A 19,551-nucleotide genomic window follows, 5' to 3' on the forward strand; every position below is an offset into this window, starting at 1 on the left:
ACGATGGCAACTCCATGCAGCCTTATAGGCATGAATGCTGGGCCCTACTATTCGAGCTTTCGCCAAAACCTCCTATCCTTCCGACAATACTTTACAATTAAATACAGAAAAGGATGAAGGAATATAAAATTTACACCTCGAAGTAATTTACCACGGGTCAGTCTTTCATAGAAAGAGGTGATAGAGAGGCGTTTTTGCTGCTAGTTTCAAGACCCTGTTTCATGGCTTTATACATTATGTTTCGGGGAGGAGCAAAGCTTTGAGTAAAAGATGGTTATCTATTCTATTAAGTTTACTATTGGCGCTATCTCTAGTCGTACCTGCAGCTGCGGCTCCTACGGAAGGATCGCAAGAGCTTAGCAGTTCGTTAAGCACCGAAGAAGCATTCCAATTGAAGCAGATGTTAGAGCATCGGGCGAAGCTGGCCGAGTTTCCTGAACTCGATCAGAGTCTAAGGAAATCAACGGGAGGTCCGACCAGAGTCATTGTTGAATTATCGGCCGAGCCTGTTGCGTTAAAGAAGGGAATTTCCGCACTGTCGGGCAGATCTTTTACGTCATCGATGGAAGCACAGGCGGAAGCCCAAGTGGAACAGCAGCAGCAGAAATTTATAGACAGCCTGGACTCCAAAAATATCGATCACGACGTTTCAAATCAATATAGCTATGCATTCAACGGTCTTTCCATGGAGATCGAAGGGAGCCAAGTCGAAGCACTGCTTGAGATCCCTGGTGTGCTTGGTGTGTATCCGGATCTGGAAGTAACGGCGGGTCCGAAGGTTGACGAAGTCAAGCCTTACATGAAGGATACGGGTCCTTTTATCGGGGCACCAGACGTGTGGGATTTGGGATACACCGGGAAGGGCATCAAGGTCGGTGTCATTGATACCGGCATTGATTACGAGCATCCGAACTTGAAGGACGCCTATAAGGGGGGATATGACTTCGTTGATAATGACAATGACCCTTATGAAGCAACGCCTCTTGATTGGGAGAACGATCCTACCAATCCGGCTCCGGTAGATGACAATGGAAGCACCTATTGGACTGATCATGGAACACATGTAGCGGGAACGATTGCTGCACGGGAAGCAGGCGAATTCGGTGTTGTGGGAATTGCGCCGGGAGCGAGCATCTATGCTTACCGTGTCCTTGGGCCATATGGCAGCGGTTATTCCAGCTGGGTGGTTGGCGGCATTGACCGCGCCGTTCAGGATGGCATGGATGTCATCAACCTATCCCTGGGTAATTCCCGTAATGATCCGGATTATGTGACATCGGTTGCGGTTAACAATGCCGCCTTGGCCGGCGTAACACCGGTTGTCGCGAGCGGCAATAGCGGTCCTAACCGCTGGACGGCCGGGTCACCGGCCACTTCCGCATTTGCCATAACTGTAGGCAACTCGACGGGACCAAGTGATGAGATTGCAGCCACCGGTTATTTTTACGCGGAAGAGGATCTTGAAATCGATCAGCCGGATAATACGGAACCGAGCGATCCTCCGGCAGAGCTGGGAAATGCAACGCAGCCGGATCAACAGCCAGTTCCGGAAGAAGGAGAGGATGCAGGTGAAGCCGATCTTGGACAAGAACCATCTGCAGGAACGTCAGAAACGGAGGCCGAGAGCCATGGAGAGGCATCGAACCTATCCGGTCATACGGAAGAAGACACAAGCGTACCAGCAACCGGTACATCGACTGAGCAAGACTCGGAACAGGGAACTCCTGTAGACTCCCCGTCAACAGACGAAGGAACCGAGTCGACCGACGGACAACTCCCGCTTGAACAGGAGGGGAACGGTTCTGTTGATGAGCAGAACAGACCGTTGACTGTTGTTGAAGCAACTTATGGAATGGATTTGATGGCCTGGAATTTGGCAGAGGATCCTGAAGTTGTACTTCAAGGAGATTTCGAGTTGGTCTATGCCGGACTTGGTTATCCTGAGGATTTCAAAGGGGTAAACGCTGAAGGTAAAATCGCATTGATTCAAAGAGGCGTCATTCCATTCGTCGACAAGATCGCTAGTGCCAAGGCAGCAGGAGCCATCGGTATTATCATATACAACAATACGGATGACGCTACCAATCCGATAGCGTACCTTGGAGACAGCTTCCAATTCATCCCGACCTTCCGTACTAGCAAGGATGTAGGGGAGCAGATTAAGGCACTTCTCGGTGAACATCCGAACCTTCAAGTCCGGTTCTCCGATTTCAAGCGGACCCAAACCGAAGGGGATGAAATGTACACCTCGAGTTCAAGAGGACCAGCCAAGAAAACGCTGGATATTAAACCGGATGTCGTAGCACCAGGAACGAGCATCCTGTCAACGGTACCGGCATACGGCAAGGATTCGCCAGAGGCGGATTACAGCCAAGCGTATGATCGCTTCACGGGCACGAGCATGGCGTCTCCGCACGTTGCTGGTCTCGCTGCTCTGATCCTGGAAAAGAACAGCCATTGGTCGCCGTTTGATGTTAAGGTCGCGCTCATGAACAATGCGAAGGTTCTGAACACTGAATTGTACGAAGTCAATGATCAGGGGGCAGGCCGCGTACAAGCGCTCCAGACGATTCAAGCGGATACGCTGGTCAAGGTCATCGACAAGACAACTTATCAGGAGAAAGGAACCAGCAAAGAGTATGACAACATTACCGGCAGCATCAGTTTCGGCAACTTTACGGGGACGACAGCTAAAAAGGTCCAGAAGAAAATCCGGGTAGAGCAACTGGGGGCAAACGGGGGAGAATTTAAGGTCGCAGTCAATTCTACTGTTGAGACGCCGGGCGTCTCGGTGACGGTAGATAAAGCCTCCTTCGCGCTGAACGGCCAAGAGGAACTGGTCGTTACCCTGGAAGTGCCGGAGGGCATTACGGGTGTTTCGGAGCAGCAAGGCTATATTACGCTGACAAATGGAACGCGGACGTATTCTGTACCGTATGCAGCGTACTTCAATTTAGAGATTACAGGAATTAAGTACACCAAAGTATTTAACGATACAGAGGTATATATTCCGCATTTCCCATTGGATCAGTACGGAAATCTTGGGAAATTGAATGTTTCATTCGAATTCTATAATCCGATGCAGATCGTCATTGCTGATCTGTACGACAGCCTGAACCCAGGAGCGGGGGTAGAAGGTGATGGAATAATTGGCCAAATTTTCGGGAATCAGGGGTACTTTGATGCTAACACGTCCTTTACAATCGGTTGGAACGGAAAATACGGCGATTATGCAACCGAGCAAGAGGTGGAAGTTCAGGATGGATTATACTCCATTGAACTTTTAGCTTTGGGTACAAATTTGCAAGTAAGTTCCGATTACTCCACCATCCCGTTCTTCGTCAAACGAGCAGCGCCGGTTATTCATACAGAACAAGATGTACAGCTTTCAGGCAAGGATAAGCCTGCCTTAAGCGGTACAATCGAGGATCTCTATGTAACTGCTGCTCCGGCGATGTGGGATGAATGGGCAATCGACTTCGACGTAAGCGAATGGCTCGATGCCAAATACACGATCAAGAGAGCCAACAAATCCGTAGCCAAGGAAGGAAGCTTTGATGTTGAGCAGGATGGGGCATTTACCATTCCGCTTGATGGACTGTCCTCGGGCAACTATACGGTAGAGCTTTCGGTCAAGGACCGTCAAGGTCTGGAAGGAACGGCAACGGTTGATCTGCAGCTGACCGGTGCTCCGGGTCCTGGCAACCCGGATCCGGGTAACCCAGGCGGTGGCTCCGGCGGAGGAGGCGGATCATCGTCCGGTGGCGGTTCTACGACTCCATCCACACCGGCTCCTGAAGTATCGGGCGATGCCAAAGTAACAACGAAGAAAAATACGGATGGCACCGAATCCGCCACCGCTGCATTGTCTGAAACCGCAGTGAGTGCAGGCATTGCCGGAGACGGCAAGGAAGTGAAGCTGGATGTATCAAAGCTGGACTTCACGAAGTACAGCGACGTTGCATTTACTTTAAACAAGGCAACCGTTGATAAGCTAAAAGCCTCCGGCAAGCCGCTGGTCATTCAAGGCAACGGCTTTGCGTTGACGGTGCCTGCCGATGCGCTGGATGATTTCACGACGGCCAGCGGATTCAATTTGACGGTGTCCGTAGCTGCCGGCAAGGCAGGAAATCCTGCAAGCTTGAATGTTGTTTCGCCGCTCGTGACGGTGAAGCATGCCGATAAGTTCAAGCATTCGATTTTGCTGACACTAAACTATGATTCGGCCAAGGTGAAGGATGCGCGCAAGGTTGGCGCCTACATGCAGTCGGCAACAGGAGACATGGTGTCCGCAGGCTTACTGCATTCTGCCGCAAAAGGCTCCATTACCTTCCGGATCTACGTTCCGGCATCCTACGTTGCCGCCGAGAACAGCGTAACCTTCAATGACATCAGCGGTCACTGGGCCAAGGATGAGATTGAAGTTGCCGCCTCACAGCACGTCACGTACGGCACAGGGGCCGGACGCTTCTCACCGAACACAACCATAACCCGTGCAGAGTTCGCTACCCTCTTGGACCGCATCTTTGAGACAGGCATCGATTGGGATACCCGCAGCAAGGAAGCGGGAGCGAAGAACCCGCTGACTCGGGTAGAGATGGTCACGATGATTGCCGACGCATTGAAGGTGGAGTCCGAAGGAGGCCAATTGTCCTTCAGCGATGCGAATCAAATTCCGGCTGATGCACGTGCCGCCGTCGCTTTTGCAGTTGAACAGGGTCTCGTCAAAGGGATGAACGGAAACCGTTTTGCACCTGAAGAGACTTCGACCCGGGCGCAAGTATCGGTCATCGTGTACCGCCTGCTGGATTACTTGAATAAAATCTGATCCTAGTTTTGATGCAACGACTCATCATTATCGAGGGACTCGGCTGGCAGCAGCCGGGCCCTTTTTTATTGACAGAACAATGAACGAATGCTTGTAATAAGGATAATGGACGAGCATAACGGGAGGCGAACAAAGTTGAAAACCCAAAAGATCATCATTTATTTTGTTATAGCGATCGTACCCGTATTCGTACTACTTACTGTGTTGGGTGACGTTGGCGAAGGGGCGGAAGGCGGTGGGATCCAGCGAAGCATAGAATGGGTGACAACCTATGTTTTGCCGTGGATCTTTCTCTATTGGTTTATTAAGCTGGTCCGTAAAATAAAGTAAACAAGCATGTCCCTGAGACACTGGTGACCACCGGGACCTCTTTTCATATAAAGCTCCCTCACAATCTGCCATCCCTAACATTAAAAAAAGAAAAACGCTCATCCGATCCGCAAACATGCGAATGGCGAGCGTCTTGGACATTTAATCTAGCTAATGGCCACCGTGTGAACCATTGTTTCTTTATTCGTAGTGATTTAAGGGGATCGCCAGAAACGGTTATTCCTTCGACCACTGATCGAGCGTTCGGTCACTTGGCAGCAAGAGGGCAAGAAGCCCCAGCAGAGGAAGGAAGCCAACGGCAATCATGACATTGGCAATTCCCCAGACGTCCCCGAGGTTTCCGAGCACCAGCGAGCCGATGCCGCCCATGCCGAAGGCAAAACCGGTGATTAGTCCGGAGACCGTGCCGATATTGCCGGGATGCAGCATTTGGGCGTATACCACGGTCACCGAGAAGCTGGATAAAAGCACGAATCCGCTGATCACAAGCAGCACCCCTGCCCAGAATGAAGACACGAAAGGCAGGATGAGCGCAATCGGCGCTGTCCCAACCATGGAGAAGATGATCAGATTCCGTCGTCCGTAACGATCGGCAAGCGGCCCCCCGAAGAAGGTACCTACGGCTCCCGAAGCCAGGAATAGAAAAATATAAATTTGCGCATTTTCAATGGATATCCGGTAAGCATCCATTAAATAAAAAGCGTAATAGCTGCTGATCGCTGCTCCATACCAAGAGCGGATGAACACGAGGACGACGAGCACGACGGTCGCGTTCCAGATGCTTTTGCGGCGGGCAGGGTCCAGTGTTCTGCCGGCTGTTCTCTTTTTGAAGGTATAGCCTGCTTTCAGCATCCCGTGGTACCACTTGGCAACATAGCTCTGGACGAGGATGCCGGCCCCCGCGACAAAGGTGAAGGCCATCGCTCCGATTTGCCCGTAGGGTACAAAAATAAACTTCGTAAGCAGCGGCGCCAGGGATTGTCCGGCATTGCCCCCAACCTGAAAGATCGATTGAGACAAGCCCTTTCGCATACCGGCAGCCATATGGGCGACCCGCATTCCTTCCGGATGGAAGGTTGCCGAGCCAAGGCCGATGAGTATAACGGCGAGCATGACAAGCAAATAGGTATGCGCGTGCGCAAGAAGGAACACGCCCGCGAACGTAAAGCACATGCCGATTGGCAGAAGAATCGGTGTCGGCCTGCGGTCGGCGGCATAGCCGATAACCGGCTGTATAAGGGAAGAAGTAAAGTTGATGGCAAAGGAAATCCAGCCGATTTGCGTAAAGGTTAGAAATAGATTGTCTTTTAAAATAGGAAAGATCGCAGGGATGACTGATTGAATCGAATCATTAAATAAGTGTACGAAGCTGATCGCAAGCAGTATCCGATATACCGTCGCCTGTTGAGTCCCGCCACGGACGGGGCTTGGGGGGGCAGAGGGTTTCTGGAGAGCTACGCTTCTGTCCGCCATTGAAGGAACTCCTTTCTTCTTATATAGAGTGGTGTTATGTAGTGGGCATAATCATGAACCATGCGCCGTTTCAGTAATGAACTAACATTAAAACCTTTTCGTGTGGAAATCAATGAATTCGAATAACAAAATGCAAATAAATCCGAAGTTCGGAAGGCAAACATGATGGAATAAAAAGGAGATCGATTTTTTTGAGCAAAAGCCTTGATAATTTTTCGCCCAGGTGGTATATTACTAATTGTCGCTTTTGACAAACGCTTTTGCAGGTTGTCGAACGGCGTCGAAAAAAAGTGTTGACATGACGTCGATAACTTGATATGATATAAACCTGCGCTGCTGATTGAACTGATCGGCGCGACAGACGAAACATCAAGTTCCTTGAAAACTGAACAAATGGAACACGTCAATGAAACACAAGCAACGTGAAGACGTTGGCTTCTAAATGAGCTTAATCGCTCTTTCAATTCATCGTCCTTCGGACGATCTTTATTGGAGAGTTTGATCCTGGCTCAGGACGAACGCTGGCGGCGTGCCTAATACATGCAAGTCGAGCGGACTTGATGAGGAGCTTGCTTCTCTGAGAGTTAGCGGCGGACGGGTGAGTAACACGTAGGCAACCTGCCCTCAAGACTGGGATAACTACCGGAAACGGTAGCTAATACCGGATAATTAAATCTGCTGCATGGCGGATTTATGAAAGGCGGAGCAATCTGTCACTTGAGGATGGGCCTGCGGCGCATTAGCTAGTTGGTGAGGTAACGGCTCACCAAGGCGACGATGCGTAGCCGACCTGAGAGGGTGAACGGCCACACTGGGACTGAGACACGGCCCAGACTCCTACGGGAGGCAGCAGTAGGGAATCTTCCGCAATGGGCGAAAGCCTGACGGAGCAACGCCGCGTGAGTGATGAAGGTTTTCGGATCGTAAAGCTCTGTTGCCAGGGAAGAACGTCTCATAGAGTAACTGCTATGAGAGTGACGGTACCTGAGAAGAAAGCCCCGGCTAACTACGTGCCAGCAGCCGCGGTAATACGTAGGGGGCAAGCGTTGTCCGGAATTATTGGGCGTAAAGCGCGCGCAGGCGGTTCTTTAAGTCTGGTGTTTAAACCCGAGGCTCAACTTCGGGACGCACTGGAAACTGGGGAACTTGAGTGCAGAAGAGGAGAGTGGAATTCCACGTGTAGCGGTGAAATGCGTAGATATGTGGAGGAACACCAGTGGCGAAGGCGACTCTCTGGGCTGTAACTGACGCTGAGGCGCGAAAGCGTGGGGAGCGAACAGGATTAGATACCCTGGTAGTCCACGCCGTAAACGATGAATGCTAGGTGTTAGGGGTTTCGATACCCTTGGTGCCGAAGTTAACACATTAAGCATTCCGCCTGGGGAGTACGGTCGCAAGACTGAAACTCAAAGGAATTGACGGGGACCCGCACAAGCAGTGGAGTATGTGGTTTAATTCGAAGCAACGCGAAGAACCTTACCAAGTCTTGACATCCCTCTGAATCCTCTAGAGATAGAGGCGGCCTTCGGGACAGAGGAGACAGGTGGTGCATGGTTGTCGTCAGCTCGTGTCGTGAGATGTTGGGTTAAGTCCCGCAACGAGCGCAACCCTTGATCTTAGTTGCCAGCACTTCGGGTGGGCACTCTAAGGTGACTGCCGGTGACAAACCGGAGGAAGGTGGGGATGACGTCAAATCATCATGCCCCTTATGACTTGGGCTACACACGTACTACAATGGCTGGTACAACGGGAAGCGAAGCCGCGAGGTGGAGCCAATCCTAAAAAGCCAGTCTCAGTTCGGATTGCAGGCTGCAACTCGCCTGCATGAAGTCGGAATTGCTAGTAATCGCGGATCAGCATGCCGCGGTGAATACGTTCCCGGGTCTTGTACACACCGCCCGTCACACCACGAGAGTTTACAACACCCGAAGTCGGTGGGGTAACCCTTACGGGAGCCAGCCGCCGAAGGTGGGGTAGATGATTGGGGTGAAGTCGTAACAAGGTAGCCGTATCGGAAGGTGCGGCTGGATCACCTCCTTTCTATGGAGTACCTCGCTTCCGTAGCGAAGCGGTACAAATATGGCTGACCGCAAGGTCGCCGATCCTTTGCGAAAGCAAAGACAATGACGTGCTTTCATTTGTTCAGTTTTGATGGAATTTGAGGGGCTATAGCTCAGCTGGGAGAGCGCCTGCCTTGCACGCAGGAGGTCAGGGGTTCGATCCCCCTTGGCTCCACCAAATCAATTTCATCAATCATTGATCCTTGAAAACTAGATAACGAAACGAATTTGCGTTTTAGAAATATCCTTTTAGCTGAACTTGTGTCAAAACAAGTTTCAATAAAAGTAGCATAAGGTTAAGCTACTAAGAGCACACGGAGGATGCCTAGGCGCTAGGAGCCGATGAAGGACGTGGCGAACAACGATACTGCCTCGGGGAGCTGTAAGCAAGCTTCGATCCGGGGATGTCCGAATGGGGAAACCCAGCTGGTGTAATAGCCAGTTACCCGTATCTGAATACATAGGATGCGAGGAGGCATACCCAGGGAACTGAAACATCTAAGTACCTGGAGGAAGAGAAAACAAGAGTGATTCCGTCAGTAGCGGCGAGCGAACGCGGAACAGCCTAAACCAGAGAGCTTGCTCTCTGGGGTTGTGGGACGTCTCACATGGAGTTACAAAGGTTTAGATTAGACGAACAGGTCTGGAAAGGCCGGCCATAGAAGGTAAAAGCCCTGTAATCGAAAATGTGAACCCTCCGAGACGGATCCCGAGTAGTGCGGGGCACGTGAAACCCCGTATGAATCCAGCAGGACCATCTGCTAAGGCTAAATACTCCCTAGCGACCGATAGTGAAGCAGTACCGTGAGGGAAAGGTGAAAAGCACCCCGGAAGGGGAGTGAAATAGAACCTGAAACCGTGTGCTTACAAGAAGTCAGAGCCCGATCTATGGGTGATGGCGTGCCTTTTGTAGAATGAACCGGCGAGTTACGTTCCCATGCAAGGTTAAGGCGAGAAGCCGTAGCCGCAGCGAAAGCGAGTCTGAATAGGGCGCTTTAGTATGTGGACGTAGACCCGAAACCGTGTGATCTACCCCTGTCCAGGGTGAAGGTGCGGTAACACGCACTGGAGGCCCGAACCCACGTACGTTGAAAAGTGCGGGGATGAGGTGGGGGTAGCGGAGAAATTCCAATCGAACTCGGAGATAGCTGGTTCTCCCCGAAATAGCTTTAGGGCTAGCCTCGGAATTGAGAGTCGTGGAGGTAGAGCACTGATTGGGTGCGGGGCCCGCAAGGGTTACCAAGCTCAGTCAAACTCCGAATGCCATAGACTTATATCCGGGAGTCAGACAGTGAGTGCTAAGATCCATTGTCAAAAGGGAAACAGCCCAGACCATCAGCTAAGGTCCCCAAGTGTGTGTTAAGTGGGAAAGGATGTGGAGTTGCACAGACAACCAGGATGTTGGCTTAGAAGCAGCCACCATTTAAAGAGTGCGTAATAGCTCACTGGTCGAGTGACTCTGCGCCGAAAATGTAACGGGGCTAAACACACCACCGAAGCTATGGCTTGAATCGACTTCACTGCTTCTTTGAGGTAGTGAGCCTGAGTTGAACATTTTTGTCAGACTTGAGATGAAATCAAGGATGACCAAATGCTCTCAGGGGTTAAACACACTTCGAAGGTGGAGTGAAGTCGATTCAGGGGTAGGGGAGCGTTGTATGTAGGTTGAAGGTGTACCGTAAGGAGCGCTGGACAGCATACAAGTGAGAATGCCGGTATGAGTAACGAAAAGATCAGTGAGAATCTGATCCGCCGAAAGCCCAAGGTTTCCTGAGGAAGGCTCGTCCGCTCAGGGTAAGTCGGGACCTAAGGCGAGGCCGAAAGGCGTAGTCGAAGGACAACAGGTTGAAATTCCTGTACCACCGTAAACCGTTATGAACGATGGGGTGACGCAGGAGGGTAGTGACGCGGACTGATGGATGTCCGTCCAAGCAGTGAGGCTGATGTGTAGGCAAATCCGCACATCGTAAGGCTGGGCTGTGATGGGGAGTGAAAATTACAGTAGCGAAGGTCATGATCTCACACTGCCAAGAAAAGCCTCTAGTCAGGTGAAGGTGCCCGTACCGCAAACCGACACAGGTAGGCGAGAAGAGAATTCTAAGGCGCGCGGAAGAACTCTCGTTAAGGAACTCGGCAAAATGACCCCGTAACTTCGGGAGAAGGGGTGCCTCGGTAGGGTGAATAGCCCGAGGGGGCCGCAGTGAAAAGGCCCAAGCGACTGTTTAGCAAAAACACAGGTCTGTGCGAAGCCGCAAGGCGAAGTATACGGGCTGACGCCTGCCCGGTGCTGGAAGGTTAAGGGGAGCGGTTAGGGGTTAAACCCGAAGCTGTGAACCGAAGCCCCAGTAAACGGCGGCCGTAACTATAACGGTCCTAAGGTAGCGAAATTCCTTGTCAGGTAAATTCTGACCCGCACGAATGGCGTAACGACTTGGGCGCTGTCTCAACGAGAGATCCGGTGAAATTTTAATACCTGTGAAGATGCAGGTTACCCGCGACAAGACGGAAAGACCCCATGGAGCTTTACTGCAGCTTGATATTGGATTTGGGTACGATCTGTACAGGATAGGTGGGAGCCTTTGAAGCATGAGCGCCAGCTTGTGTGGAGGCGACGTTGGGATACCACCCTGATCGTATCTAGGTTCTAACCTGGTACCGTGATCCGGTACGGGGACAGTGTCAGGCGGGCAGTTTGACTGGGGCGGTCGCCTCCTAAAGAGTAACGGAGGCGCCCCAAGGTTCCCTCAGAATGGTTGGAAATCATTCGAAGAGTGCAAAGGCATAAGGGAGCTTGACTGCGAGACCTACAAGTCGAGCAGGGACGAAAGTCGGGCTTAGTGATCCGGTGGTACCGCATGGAAGGGCCATCGCTCAACGGATAAAAGCTACCCTGGGGATAACAGGCTTATCTCCCCCAAGAGTCCACATCGACGGGGAGGTTTGGCACCTCGATGTCGGCTCATCGCATCCTGGGGCTGAAGTAGGTCCCAAGGGTTGGGCTGTTCGCCCATTAAAGCGGTACGCGAGCTGGGTTCAGAACGTCGTGAGACAGTTCGGTCCCTATCTGTCGTGGGCGTAGGAAATTTGAGAGGAGCTGTCCTTAGTACGAGAGGACCGGGATGGACGTACCGCTGGTGCACCAGTTGTTCCGCCAGGAGCATGGCTGGGTAGCTACGTACGGACGGGATAAGCGCTGAAAGCATCTAAGCGTGAAGCCCCCCTCAAGATGAGATTTCCCAGTATGTAAGACCCCTTGAAGACGACGAGGTAGATAGGTTGGAGGTGGAAGTGCAGTAATGCATGGAGCTGACCAATACTAATCGGTCGAGGGCTTATCCTAAAATTACCCCAAAAAGTGAAGCGAAGCTTTGAAGCGGATGCCGAATACTTTTCGGGGACCCCGATCCAACCATTGGGGAAATGCTACGGATTCTAAACAACGCAAAGACGTTTCGTATCTAGTTTTCAAGGTTCAAAAGATCTTGAAACGATTTTGAAGCTGCATGCCTTTTCTAAGGCTTGATATTTTGCTGGTGAGCAATCATTGAAGCAAAGTGCAGCGCAAAAATCACGTTTGGTGGCGATGGCGGAAGGGTTCCACGCGTTCCCATACCGAACACGACCGTTAAGCCTTCCAGCGCCGATGGTACTTGGACCGAAGGGTCCCGGGAGAGTAGGACGCCGCCAAGCGAACAACCATAAAGGCCGTTATCGAGCAATCGATGACGGCCTTTTAAATATGTATGTCATTAATATTTTATATAGTAAATCGTTTACCGGCGCCTCTTAAGAAGAACTCAGGGTTGAGCTTTAAGGGGCGTGAAGCTCAACTCGCCCCCGAAAGTATCCTGCAAGGATTAATGTTCCTACTCCGCTCTAGTGAGGATTGCCAACCGGCTTTCGCTGACCGTAGGGGAGTACGGTAAGTGTTGCTTGTTGCTGTTGACCGTCTCTAATAAACGCCAGTGTATTTCTTCGCCAGGCTGCACGGCCGTTACGATTCCCTCTAACTCATCATATTGCCGAATTTGCTTATTATCGGTGCTTATAATGATATCGCCTACCTCAAGAATGCCGTCTGCGGACGCGCCTGGAACGATTTCCACGATCTTGACACCCTTCATGCCATTTGCCTGGGTATGTATAATGTTTCATGCCAATCCAGCTGGTCCAGAAGGTGGACCTGTAAATATCACTCCTGCGGTATCCCACTCCAACTAAAATAGATAGCCTTAAGGTGACACCTATGCCTCCTAGCTTGCTTTCCGCCATTTCGAATTCAATTCTTTTCATTTTTTCTTATCGGGGCTTTACAATACCAATATCTTAGTGTACTATTCAACTATAACACTGATACAAAAGAGGAGTGGAACCATGGTCGGAACGAATACAACTCCCGTTCTATCCGTAAACGGAGTTACCAAGACGATCGGTCGTCGAAATATTGTAGATGGCCTTACCTTTGATATACATCACGGAGAAATCGTAGGCTTGCTCGGTCCTAACGGCGCCGGTAAGACAACAACGATCCGGATGATTGTCGGTCTGATTGAGATGTCCCGCGGGGACGTGCTGGTGCAAGGGCATAGTATTAAGGGAGACTTTGTGAAGGCGATTCGTCATATCGGAGGCATTATCGAGAATCCTGAATTTTATCCGTATATGAGCGGCTATGACAATCTGAGACAATACCAGCGTATGTCTGACGGCGTAAGCATCACAAGAATTATGGAGATCGTCAAGCTGGTCGGGCTTCAGGATGCGATTCACAAGAAGGTCAGTGCCTATTCCCTCGGGATGCGCCAGCGATTAGGCATCGCTCAGGCTCTTCTGCACAACCCCTCGATATTGATTCTGGATGAACCCACAAACGGTCTGGACCCGGCAGGGATCCGCGAAATGCGTGATTATCTGAAGCGAATTGCCCGCGAGGAAGGAATTGCGATTCTTGTATCCAGTCACCTGCTGTCCGAGATGGAACTGATGTGCAGCCGTGTCGTTGTCATTCAGGAGGGGAAACTCGTGACGGAGCGAGCGATCGGCCAGGCCGGGGAGAACGAAGAGCTGTCTACCGTAACGCTTCGCGTCAATGATCTTGAACTCGCCGAACAGACTGCCTCGAGACTGGATGGTCTGACTCGGATCGGTTCGATCCCGGATGAAGGAGCTTTGACTGTTCGATTGAAGGAAGAGGATATTCCCGATCTGATATCCGCACTGTGTAACGCGCGGGTGCGCATTTATCGGGTTGAGGAGCACAAGTCATCGCTCGAGGATGAATTCTTGAAATGGACGGGAGGAAACCGCATTGCGTAGCTTTGGAAACCTAGTATGGAACGAATGGCTCAAAATGTTCAAGAAACGCAGCTTCTTTTTGCCTTATCTGCTGCTGGCAGGCGCTGTCATTCTCGTTGCCGTGATGCTGTATAACTTCTCCGGTGGAGACAACGGCTACGGATTTGCGGAGATGGCCGTCTCCACCAGAGGGATGGGCCAAATGCTGACGCTGCTTGCGGTCGTCGTAACCGCAGGGACGGTGGCGAAGGAGCACAGCATGGGAACGATCAAGCTGCTGCTGATCCGCGCACAAAGCCGGACCAAAATTTTGGCTTCGAAATATACGGCCATTCTGATTTATGTAGTAACCCTTGTAGCGTTTATGCTAGCTGTGTCAGTGCTAACTGGTCAGATTTCCTTCGGCATGGAGAACGGCTCGGCTACGCTTAATGATGTCCTGCAGGGGTCCCTGTACAATCTCGTTTACACGGTTGTCTACGTAACCCTGACGTTTATGGTAGGCATCCTAACCCGGTCGTCGGGAGCTGCCATCGGTATCGGCATGTTTTCGGTCATTGTGGAGAGCATGGTGGTTCAACTGCTCGCACGTTACAGCTGGTCGAAGTATCTGCTGTTCCTGAATGTGGATTTGTCCATGTACAGCGGAGGCGGGTCCTCGCCGGTCCCTGGCATGAGCTTAGCATTTTCCATTACTGTGCTCGTTGCCTATCTTCTCTTGTTTCTCGGAGCAGGCTTTGTTACGTTTAAAAAACGGGATGTCGCTTAATAGAGAAAGCCAAGAAGACCGAGATGAGCGGCGGAAAGGAGTTACCGGACAGTGAGTATTGAATTTGACAATAATCTGCCGATCTATTTGCAAATCATGACCTATCTGAAGAAACAGATCATTATCGGCAATCTTCAGCCTGGAGATAAAATTCCATCAGTGCGGGAGCTCGCAGCCGAGCTCCAGATCAATCCGAACACGGTGCAGCGAACTTTTCAAGAATTGGAGCGTGAGGGTATTGTGGAGACGCGGCGGGGATTGGGCCGGTATGTGACAAGCGAGGAATCGAAAATTATGACCATTAAGAAAGAAATGGCCGGCGAGCTGCTGGAGCGGTTCATTCGCGGCATGCAGGAGCTGGGCTTTAAGGATCAGGACATCGTCAGCATCGTTGAAGATGCCGTGAAAGAACCTTAATGAATACAAGTGAGGTGGAGCGAACATGGAGAATCTGCTGCAAGCCCGAAATATAAGCAAAGTTTATGGCGGAGGGCGTAAGGCGCTGCACGACGTATCCTTAAGCATCGGCAGCGGTAAAATCATCGGACTGCTGGGTACGAACGGAAGCGGAAAGAGCACCTTCATGAAAATCGCCGCTGGCCTGATGCAGCCTTCGAAGGGAACCATGGAAATCGCGGGCATGCCGGTCGGCCTTAAGACGAAAGCGGAGGTCTCCTTTATGCCGGACCGCTCGTTGACCGAAGGCTGGATGAAGGTATCGGATGCGATTGAATACTTCCGGGATTTCTATGCAGACTTTGACCCCGATAAAGCACGCAGCATGCTGGAATTCATGAAGCTGAACCCGGAGGACCGGGTAAGCACCCTCTCCAAGGGGATGAACGAGCGGCTGCAATTGACGCTGGCACTATCCCGAAATGCCAAGCTGTATATGCTTGACGAGCCGATCGGCGGGGTCGACCCCGTAGCCCGAGGCAAAATTTTGGACGCCATCGTCAAATTCTACAATGAGGACAGCAGCATCATCATATCCACGCATTTGGTCAGCGATATCGAGCGGATATTTGATGAAGTCATCTTTATTCGGGACGGAGAGATCGTCATGCATGACGAGGTGGAGAACATCCGAATTAAACATGGCAAGAGCATAGATGAGATGTTTAAAGAGGTGTATGCATAACATGATGAGATTGCTGAAGTACGACTGGAAGAGAAATGCGACGACGCTCCTGGGCGCCCTCGCGGTGCTGCTGATTGTGCAGGTTGTCATCACGGTAACCGGATCGATAAGGCACTGGGAACCGGGGGTGATGATGATCCTAAGTATGCTTGCCTACGGCTCCGCAAGCGTGCTGCTGCTCGTAGTTACCTGCAAGAACTTCGCCAGCAACATTAAAGCATATCACCGCAGACTGCTTCCCGTCCGCTCGGTGTGGAGCATTGCGTCATCCCTGTTCCTGGCGTGCGCAACGCTGCTGGTGCTGTCTATTTTGATGCTTGCCCATGCATGGCTATATTGGAGAATGTCCGGTTTGCCATGGGAAGCTCTCCATCTATCCGAATTGCCGATATGGTATTATGTGGCGAACGCTTTATTGGCTGCATGGCAGTTCATCTTCTTAATGATTACGATCTTCTTCGCGATTACCGTGTCGAGGAGCGTTACGAAAAAAGGCAGCGTCTGGATCGGCATCCTGGTATTCTTCGTGCTGCATTACCTGCTCGGTTTGATGAATCATCTGCTCTTCGGAACGGAGGATCTGTGGATCGGGCCTGCAGCTACGATTCAGTTCGGGAACGAAACCAGCGTGAACATATCGCCAGGGGAGTACCTGTTCGCCTGGGGCGGACTTGCGTTTGAACTCGTCATAGCAGCGTTGATCGTCTATGCAACCGCATATCTGATAGATCGTAAAGTTGAAGTGTAACGAATCATAAAGCTTAACCTTTGGGAAACTGTCGTCACGGCAGTTTCCTCTTTTTTTTGGGGCTGGGGATCAATGTCGGCGCCCAAACTCCGAGGCAGGTGTCGGAGATAGTGGTTAACATACGATTCGTTTCACTTAAATTTCACCTGTTGTTCACCACCATAAAAAATCAAGGAATTGTTTGAGGGACCTCGAATAACCCTTGGTATACAAGCATTTATGCAAGAATACGAACTTAATCAAAAATATATTAAAGCGGTTACAAAAAAATCTTGACGATGTCATTTTTCTCCATTATGATATCGGTAAGTGAAACGTTTCAACTGATAAATATAAGTTTGAGAGAAGAGAAGGAGTTACGTGAATGGCAACTATGAAGGATGTAGCCAAAGCGGCGGGGGTGTCCTTGTCGACTGCATCTTACGCGATCAACGGCAGCAGCAAGATCAGCGAAGCGACAAGAGCGAAGGTTATCGAAGCGGCCAAACAGCTGAATTATCAAAAGAACGGTTTGGCAACTGACCTAAAGCGGAGCAGCACGAAGACGATTGCGCTGATTTTAAGCGACATGTCCGGTCCGTATTATTCGGAGTTGATCCGAGGGGTGCAGGAAGTCGCGCTCGAGAACGGTTACGACCTTATTGCCTGCAGTTCGTTCGGCGGCAACGAATCGACCGCGATTAAATTTCTGAGAGAGAAGCGCGTAGACGGCGTCATCATCTCGGAACACAATCTCCATGACGAAGCGATTTTGCAATCCGCACGCAAAGGCTTCCCGATTGTCGTGCTTGACCGGTACCTCAAGGGCGATTATATCTACAATGTTCTTGTCGATAACGAGAAAGGCGGCTATATGGCGACGGAGCTGCTGATCAAGAACGGCTGCAAGCAAATCGCGTACATCAGCAGTTCAAGCAATTCCTATGATCACAAGCTGCGTTACAAAGGGTATTTGCAAGCTTTAAGCGATTACAATCTCGAATGCACATCCAACTTGAATATCAACGGAAGATTTACGATCGATGGCGGCTATATGGCAACAAAATTGCTGATCGGCCAGCGCCAGCTCCCGGACGCGATTTTTTATGCGAACGACGAGATGGCGGCAGGCGGCATTAAAGCTTTCCAAGAGGCCGGTATCCGGGTTCCCGACGATATTTCGATCGTCGGCTTCGACGATATTTTCCTCGCCGAGCACATGAACCCGCCGCTTACGACAATCCGTCAGCCCAAGTACGAGATCGGCTCGCTAGCTGCCCACCTGATTGTGCAGCTATTGGAAGGGCTCGAGCTTGAGCATGAGTATGTACTGTCGACGGAGCTGGTCGTGCGAAGATCCTGCAAGCTTCGCTACTAGGCCTTCGCAAAATTAAAGTGAAAGCGTTGCCATTATCCAGACCTGGTTTGAGCGCCGTACGCTTTTCACGGAAGGCGATGGAAAATAAACAACAATAATCAAAAGAGAGGGATCAGTATGAAGAAAACCGTTGTATTCGCTCTTATTCTTACGCTGCTGGTCGCACTGTTAAGCGGTTGTTCGTCGAGCAAGACCGACAACGCAACGGAGCCGAACCAAGGGCAGAACCAGGAACAAACGAATAAGCCTGGCGATGATGCAAATGTCGGCTCGGGCGAGAAGATTGTGATCAATTATGTGAATTGGAACCTCGGCACCGAAGCCGAAAACAACATTGAAAGAAAAATGATCGCGGCGTTCGAAGAGGCTCATCCGAACATCGATATCCAGCTGGACGAATCGTTCGACTATTCGAAATACGGCGATTCCCTGGCGGCTGCAGCGGCTGCGGGCAAATTGCCCGACGTCATGATGCTTCCGAACATTCCGTTCGGCTTGACGAACGAATGGCTGCTCAACCTTAACGACATCGCTGCATCCGATCCGGAGTGGGCAAACATTCCGAAAGCGCTCGAGAACGCCACGCATTACGGCAGCGGAATCTACGCAGTTCCTGCGGGGATGTTCTTCCAGGGTTACTTCATCAATCAGGACTTGTTTGAGCAAGCTAACCTGCCGGAGCTGAACTATTCTCCGACTTGGGATGAGTTCCTGAACGCGGTAAAAACGCTGAACAATCCTTCGGAAGACGTTCTTGGATTGTCCGAAGCGGTCCAAATTCCGGACTGGTACCCGGCCTCCGTGAATTCGAAGCTCGGCTGGTTCACATGGGACGGACAGCAGTATCACTTGAACGACCCGGTGTTTATTGAAGGCGTGAACAAGGCGAAGGAGATTATGCAGGGCAAATACACGTTCGACAGCCTGTCCGAAGACGAAAAAGCGAAGTACAATGCCACCTGGCACGGCGACGTGTGGAATCAAGGAAAGGTTGCAGTCCGGTGGGAAGGCACATGGGCAACAAAGGATTTCAGCAATCTGAACTTCAAATCCAAGTTTATCGGCATCCCTGGCGGCAAATTTATTTTGATCGGCGATTTCATCGGTATTTCGAAGAGCACCGAGCACCAACAAGAAGCATACAAATTCGCTAAATATATGACGTTCGGCAAAGATGGCATTTTGAAGCGTATGGAGCTGAACACGGACGGTTCGTATACATCCCTGCCGATGACGACGGACCAAAGCATCCTTGATCAATATTTCGCTAACGGCGGCTATGAGGGATTGAAGGAGGCTTACGATAACATCGACAATGCGATTTTGGAGGGCGTCAAGTTCATTCCGGGCGTTGTTAGATCCAGATGGGAAGCGCCAACCGGCGTCAAAGTCGGCGACAAGGAAAACGCCAACCTCGGCGATTTGATTCTTGACAGCATTAAGGGAGGTACGAAGATCGAAGATTACGCGGAACAAATCAATAAGCTTGCGAACGATGAATACAAGGCAGCAGCCGACGCAATCTCCGCTTTGACGCAGTAACCTACGAC

11 protein-coding genes, 1 tRNA gene and 3 rRNA genes are annotated in these 19,551 nt (G+C 50.9%); 13 read left to right on the forward strand and 2 right to left on the reverse strand.

Annotated features, from left to right (window positions below; translation table 11 throughout):
- Positions 1–259: 259 nt before the first annotated feature.
- Positions 260–4,828: a S8 family serine peptidase gene (locus NSQ46_RS02715; RefSeq protein ID WP_342576322.1), complete on the forward strand. Its 4,569-nt coding sequence runs from the start codon at positions 260–262 to the stop codon at positions 4,826–4,828.
- 135 nt (positions 4,829–4,963) lie between these two features.
- Entirely contained in the window at positions 4,964–5,158 is a 195-nt protein-coding gene (locus NSQ46_RS02720) for a hypothetical protein (RefSeq protein ID WP_210093940.1), read from the forward strand.
- 216 nt (positions 5,159–5,374) lie between these two features.
- Here NSQ46_RS02720 and NSQ46_RS02725 read toward each other — a convergent pair whose 3' ends face one another.
- A complete protein-coding gene (locus NSQ46_RS02725) occupies positions 5,375–6,631 on the reverse strand; it encodes an MFS transporter (RefSeq protein WP_342576323.1) in 1,257 nt (418 codons plus the stop codon).
- Between the two features lie 486 nt (positions 6,632–7,117).
- Here NSQ46_RS02725 and NSQ46_RS02730 point away from each other — a divergent pair.
- The 4 genes from NSQ46_RS02730 to rrf all read left to right on the forward strand — a co-directional run bounded on the left by NSQ46_RS02730 (position 7,118) and on the right by rrf (position 12,381).
- Positions 7,118–8,671 (forward strand): 16S ribosomal RNA (locus NSQ46_RS02730).
- 122 nt (positions 8,672–8,793) lie between these two features.
- Positions 8,794–8,869: transfer RNA gene (locus NSQ46_RS02735), tRNA-Ala, on the forward strand.
- A 116-nt stretch (positions 8,870–8,985) separates the two neighbouring features.
- Positions 8,986–12,031, forward strand: a 23S ribosomal RNA gene (locus NSQ46_RS02740).
- Between the two features lie 233 nt (positions 12,032–12,264).
- Positions 12,265–12,381, forward strand: a 5S ribosomal RNA gene (gene rrf / locus NSQ46_RS02745).
- The 16S, 23S and 5S rRNA genes sit together here with 1 tRNA gene alongside, the layout of an rRNA operon.
- Before the next feature lie 176 nt (positions 12,382–12,557).
- Here rrf and NSQ46_RS02750 read toward each other — a convergent pair.
- A complete protein-coding gene (locus NSQ46_RS02750; protein WP_007132623.1) occupies positions 12,558–12,797 on the reverse strand; it encodes a hypothetical protein in 240 nt (79 codons plus the stop codon).
- 268 nt (positions 12,798–13,065) lie between these two features.
- Between NSQ46_RS02750 and NSQ46_RS02755 the strand changes: the two genes are divergently transcribed.
- The 7 genes from NSQ46_RS02755 (at position 13,066) to NSQ46_RS02785 (ending at position 19,543) form a co-directional block, all read left to right on the forward strand.
- Entirely contained in the window at positions 13,066–14,007 is a 942-nt protein-coding gene (locus tag NSQ46_RS02755) for an ABC transporter ATP-binding protein (RefSeq protein ID WP_341342444.1), read from the forward strand.
- A complete protein-coding gene (locus NSQ46_RS02760) occupies positions 14,000–14,755 on the forward strand; it encodes an ABC transporter permease (RefSeq protein ID WP_341342443.1) in 756 nt (251 codons plus the stop codon). Before NSQ46_RS02755 ends, NSQ46_RS02760 begins: the two co-directional genes overlap by 8 nt.
- Positions 14,756–14,806: 51 nt before the next feature.
- Complete coding sequence (locus NSQ46_RS02765) at positions 14,807–15,172, forward strand: GntR family transcriptional regulator (RefSeq protein ID WP_007132620.1); 366 nt, start codon at positions 14,807–14,809, stop codon at positions 15,170–15,172.
- A 25-nt stretch (positions 15,173–15,197) separates the two neighbouring features.
- Positions 15,198–15,896 carry an ABC transporter ATP-binding protein gene (locus tag NSQ46_RS02770; protein WP_144872420.1) on the forward strand — a complete coding sequence of 233 codons (699 nt, stop codon included), beginning with the start codon at positions 15,198–15,200 and terminating at the stop codon, positions 15,894–15,896.
- A 1-nt stretch (position 15,897) separates the two neighbouring features.
- The gene (locus NSQ46_RS02775; protein WP_144872417.1) at positions 15,898–16,644 is read left to right on the forward strand and encodes a hypothetical protein; all 747 of its coding nucleotides are present in this window, start codon (positions 15,898–15,900) and stop codon (positions 16,642–16,644) included.
- Between the two features lie 364 nt (positions 16,645–17,008).
- Positions 17,009–18,001, forward strand: coding sequence for a LacI family DNA-binding transcriptional regulator (locus NSQ46_RS02780; RefSeq protein WP_144872414.1), 993 nt, complete (start codon positions 17,009–17,011; stop codon positions 17,999–18,001).
- Positions 18,002–18,118: 117 nt separating this feature from the next.
- Positions 18,119–19,543: an extracellular solute-binding protein gene (locus tag NSQ46_RS02785; RefSeq protein WP_341342442.1), complete on the forward strand. Its 1,425-nt coding sequence runs from the start codon at positions 18,119–18,121 to the stop codon at positions 19,541–19,543.
- Positions 19,544–19,551 lie beyond the last annotated feature (8 nt).

The sequence above is a fragment of the Paenibacillus sp. FSL M8-0142 genome, from assembly GCF_038597315.1.
In the GTDB taxonomy this organism is placed as follows: Bacteria; Bacillota; Bacilli; order Paenibacillales; family Paenibacillaceae; genus Paenibacillus_AQ; species Paenibacillus_AQ lactis.

Coding starts and splice junctions, on each gene's coding strand:
- NSQ46_RS02725 (WP_342576323.1), bottom strand. CDS start 6,631: ATGGCGGACAGAAGCGTAGCTCTCCAGAAACCCTCTGCCCCCCCAAGC.
- NSQ46_RS02755 (WP_341342444.1), top strand. CDS start 13,066: ATGGTCGGAACGAATACAACTCCCGTTCTATCCGTAAACGGAGTTACC.
- NSQ46_RS02770 (WP_144872420.1), top strand. CDS start 15,198: ATGGAGAATCTGCTGCAAGCCCGAAATATAAGCAAAGTTTATGGCGGA.
- NSQ46_RS02775 (WP_144872417.1), top strand. CDS start 15,898: ATGATGAGATTGCTGAAGTACGACTGGAAGAGAAATGCGACGACGCTC.
- NSQ46_RS02780 (WP_144872414.1), top strand. CDS start 17,009: ATGGCAACTATGAAGGATGTAGCCAAAGCGGCGGGGGTGTCCTTGTCG.
- NSQ46_RS02785 (WP_341342442.1), top strand. CDS start 18,119: ATGAAGAAAACCGTTGTATTCGCTCTTATTCTTACGCTGCTGGTCGCA.